Annotated in this window: 2 protein-coding genes; both read left to right on the top strand. The window is 71.9% G+C overall.

From position 1 onward, the window contains the following. The first annotated feature begins 334 nt into the window (after positions 1-334). Positions 335-1,930 carry a DHA2 family efflux MFS transporter permease subunit gene (locus tag J1C73_RS21815; protein WP_307797765.1) on the top strand — a complete coding sequence of 532 codons (1,596 nt, stop codon included), beginning with the start codon at positions 335-337 and terminating at the stop codon, positions 1,928-1,930. 144 nt (positions 1,931-2,074) lie between these two features. Beyond that, positions 2,075-2,729, top strand: a 655-nt coding sequence (locus J1C73_RS21810) for a methylenetetrahydrofolate reductase (protein WP_207317904.1), incomplete at its 3' end; no start/stop codon positions are given.

Raw genomic sequence — 2,729 nt, 5'->3', positions numbered from 1 at the left:
GAGCCGGAACGGGGCGCGTGGCGCGCACTGGAGCGTGCGGAGGATTTGCATGTCCAGAGCGTCCATCACGGTGGAAGTGTGCCATGGAGCGCCGAGTCCATAGTGGTTTGTGATCAATTCAAGCAGGCTCTTTGTTGATTCTGCCTGGTTTCGCCGATGCTGGCGTGCGGGTCCGTCCGATGAGGCCTGGCTTCCCCCGGAACCGGCTCTCACTTGCGGCTCGGTGCCTCCGGCGCCGTCCGGGAGGCCGCTGCGGCCGTGAACCGGCGCTCGCGCGGACGCAACCCCTGCTGGACATCAACCGCGGCGCACCGCGCCGCAAAGGAGTGCATCCGTGAACGTCACACCCTCGGCGAGCGGGCCGGCCGACCGGCGGGCGGCCACGCTCGCCATGGCCTGCCTGGGCGTATTCGTCGCCTACTTGCCGGTGACCACCGTCTCCGTGAGCCTGCCTGCCATCCAGGCGGCACTGGGCGCGTCGACGGCCCAGCTGTCATGGGTCCAGGACGCGTTCGTCCTGCCCATGGCCGCGTTCATCCTGACCGCCGGAGTGTTCGGTGAGGTCCACGGGCGCAAGAAGGTGTTCCAGGCGGGCCTGCTGTCCTGCGCGGTCGGTGCCGCCGTCGCCCTGACCGCCCCGTCGATCCAGCTGCTGTGGGCCGGCCAGGCCCTCGCCGGACTCGGTGCGGCCGCGCTGCTGCCCACGACGCTGGCCCTGATCAGCCACGCGGTGCCCGACCACCGCGAGCGCGGCAAGTTCATCGGCCTCTGGGCCACCTCACTCCTGCTGGCACTGGCCGTCGGTCCGCTGATCGCCGGAGCCATCCTGGAGCACGCCGCCTGGCGGTGGATCTACCTCCTGGTCATTCCCGTCTCGCTGCTCGCGATGGTGGTCGCCGCGCGGCTGCTGACCGACTCGCGCGCCCCGCACGGGCGGCGGCTGGACTGGCCGGGCCAGATCACCGCCGCGTCCGCGATCACCGCGCTGGTGTACGGCGTGATCGAGGGCGGTGCCGGTTCGTTCACCGACGCCCGGGTCCTGGTGGCGCTGTTCATCGCCGTGGCCGGCGCCGTCGCCTTCGTCCTGGCCGAGCGGCGCAGCGACAGCCCGATGCTGGATCTGACGCTGTTCCGCAGCCCGGCGTTCACCGCCACCACGCTCGTCGCGATGATCACCTTCCTGGCGCTGATCGGCTTCTTCTTCCTCCTGAGCCTCTACTTCGGCCTGGTGCAGCAGCTCGACACCCTCCAGGCGGGCTGGCGTCTTCTCGTGGTCACCGGCGCCGCCATCATCGTCGGCGCTCCCGTCGGACGGCTGATGCACCGGGTGTCCGCCCGTATCCTGATCACCGCCGGACTGCTCGTCGTCTCCGGCGCACTGCTCTCGCTGACCACCGTCGACGCGGACACCTCGTTCGCCTCCATCGCCTGGCGGCTGGCACTGCTGGGCCTGGGGATGGGCGGCGTCCTGACACCCATGACAGTCACCGCGGTCGCTGCCGTGCCTCCCCATCTGGCGGGTATGGCCGCGGCAGGCAACAACGCCTTCCGGCAGGTCGGCGCGGCACTCGGCCCGGCCGTCCTGGGGGCCCTCCTCACGGCCCGCGCCCTCGATACCTTCCCCGCGCACCTCGCCGACGCCGGGATCACGGGAGCGGCCGGACAGAGCATGGCCGAGACCGCGCGGGCGGGCGGTCTCGGCGCGGTCGCCCAGATGAACCTGGGCGCCGGCACGGGTCAGGCCCTGGGCGCCGTGGGCGACGCCTTCCTCGACGGCCTCCGCCTCTGCCTGATCGTCGCCGCCGCTCTCACGCTGTTCGCCGCCCTGGTCTCCGCGATACTCCTGCGCCGCCCGCGCGGGACGTCCACCTCCACCGTCACCGCCTCCTCCAGCGGTGAGCCCGCCGCCGCGCAGGCCCACGCGGGCTGACGGACGGCTGCCCGCGACTGGGCACAGCGCCGGGAAGCAGCTCCCGCGCGCCGGCCCACGGCCGGTGCGCGGGACCGCTGCGTCCTGTCCCCGCCCCTACCGGCAGACTGGAGCCAAGGGAGAACCGCACGAACAAGGAGCACCATGGATTCCCTCTCCACGGCCTCTGCCCCAGCCGTCGGCCCGCTGCTGGAGGACTTCTCCCTGGAGATGACGGGCAAGGACGTCCCCAGGCTCGAAGAGGCCCGCGACCGCATCCCGGCCGGCACCCGGATCAATGTCACCTTCCTCGGCAACGAGGACCTGGGTGTGCGGCTGGCCGCGGCCCGCGCCGTCCGGCAGCTCGGATACACCCCGGTCCCGCACATATCGGCTCGCCGTCTGCGCTCCCGGTCGGAACTGGAGGAACTCCTCGCCGCGTTCCGCGCCGACGGCACAGCCGACAACGTCCTCGTCATCGGCGGTGACCCCGCCACACCTCACGGCCCCTACGACGACTCCCTCGCGCTCATCCGCTCCGGGCTCCTACAGTCGTACGGTGTACGGCACGTCGGCATCGGCGGCTACCCCGAGGGGCACCCTTCCATCGCCGGACCGGTGCTCTGGTCGGCGATCGAGGACAAGACCACTGCCCTCGCCGGGCAGGGGCTGTCCGGCGATGTCATCACCCAGTTCGGCTTCGACGCTGACCCGGTCCTCGCCTGGGTCGAGTCGCTGCGGAAACGGGGCATCGACGCACCGGTGCGCGTCGGGGTCCCCGGCCCCGCCGGGATCAGGCGGCTGATGACGTACGCCGCGC

The organism is Streptomyces laculatispora (assembly GCF_017353455.1).
GTDB classification, from domain to species: Bacteria; Actinomycetota; Actinomycetes; order Streptomycetales; family Streptomycetaceae; genus Streptomyces; species Streptomyces laculatispora.
Note: the sequence above shows the minus strand (reverse complement) of the source record. Positions and strands in the feature narration are given on the sequence as shown.